General features: G+C 65.4%; 1 protein-coding gene. It reads right to left on the reverse strand.

The window, feature by feature from the left end; genetic code table 11:
* Positions 1-50: 50 nt before the first annotated feature.
* The coding region (locus tag DTF_RS27255; RefSeq protein WP_226989320.1) for a thiamine pyrophosphate-dependent enzyme at positions 51-1,416 on the reverse strand (1,366 nt) is incomplete at its 5' end.

Raw genomic sequence — 1,416 nt, forward strand, 5'->3', positions numbered from 1 at the left:
AGCTCCCGGCATTTTTCACCGGGAGCTTTTTCCTTTCTGAGGGTTGACTACTATTTCTTACCGCAGTCGGCCTGCATTTCAGCCAGCTTCTTGTACAGGTCGAAGCGTGTTGCCGTGATCTTGTTGGCCTCTTCCATCAGCTTGGCCGCCGCCTCGGGGTTGGCTTTCTTGAGCACCCGGTAGCGGTTCTGCCGCTGGGCGTAGTCCTCGAAGGTGATGGTCGGCTCCTTGGAGTCGAGCTGCAGCGGGTTCTTCCCCTGATCGGCCAGGCGCGGATCGTAGCGGAACAGGGGCCAGTGGCCGCTGTTGACCGCCTCCTTGCAGCCGTCCACCGCCGAGGCCATGTCGATGCCGTGGGCGATGCAGTGGGTGTAGGCGATCACCAGAGAGGGGCCGTCGTAGGCGTCGGCTTCGAGCATCGCCTTGACCGCCTGGGCGGGGTTGGACATGGCGACCTTGGCGACATAGATGTTGCCGTAGGTCATGGCGATCATGCCGAGGTCCTTCTTCGGCATGCGCTTGCCGCCGGCGGCGAACTGGGCGACGGCGCCCAGCGGGGTCGCCTTGGAGGCCTGGCCTCCGGTGTTGGAGTAGACCTCGGTGTCGAGCACCAGCACGTTGACGTTCTCGCCGGAGGCGAGCACGTGGTCGAGCCCGCCGTAGCCGATGTCGTAGGCCCAGCCGTCGCCGCCGTGGATCCAGACGGACTTCTTGACCAGGTAGTCGGCGACGTTGAGGAGCTGCTTGGCTTCGGGATCGGTGCAGGAGGCGAGCACCTTCTTGAGCTGGGCGACGCGGCCGCGCTGGGCCTCGATCCCCTCCTGGGTGCTCTGGTCGGCCTCCTTGATCTGCTGCATGAGGGCCTTGTCGGCCTCGCACACCTTGCAGCCGCACCCCATGATCCGATCGAGCATCTCCAGGGCGTACTCGGTGCTCTTGTCGACGGCCAGGCGCATGCCGAAGCCGAACTCGGCGTTGTCTTCGAACAGGGAGTTGCTCCACGCCGGGCCCAGGCCGTCCTTGCGGGTGGTCCAGGGGGTGGTGGGGAGGTTGCCGCCGTAGATGGAGGAGCAGCCGGTGGCGTTGGCCACCAGCATGCGGTCGCCGAAGAGCTGGGAGCACAGTTTGACGAAGGGGGTCTCGCCGCAGCCGGCGCAGGCGCCGGAGAACTCGAACATCGGCGGCAGCAGCTGGCTGCCCTTGAGGCTGGCGCGGTTGATCAGGGCCGGGTCGGTGTCGGAGAGACCGAGGAAGAAGTCCCAGTTTTTGGCCTCCTGCTCGCGAAGCGGAGCCTGGAAGGTCATATTGATGGCCTTGTGGTTGGGGTCTTCCTTGCTCTTGGCGGGGCAGTTGTGGACGCAGGCGCCGCAGCCGGTGCAGTCCTCGGGAGCGACCTGGAGGGTGAACTTCTTGCCG

Origin of the sequence: Desulfuromonas sp. TF (assembly GCF_000472285.1) — a bacterium.
Lineage (GTDB): Bacteria > Desulfobacterota > Desulfuromonadia > Desulfuromonadales > ATBO01 > ATBO01.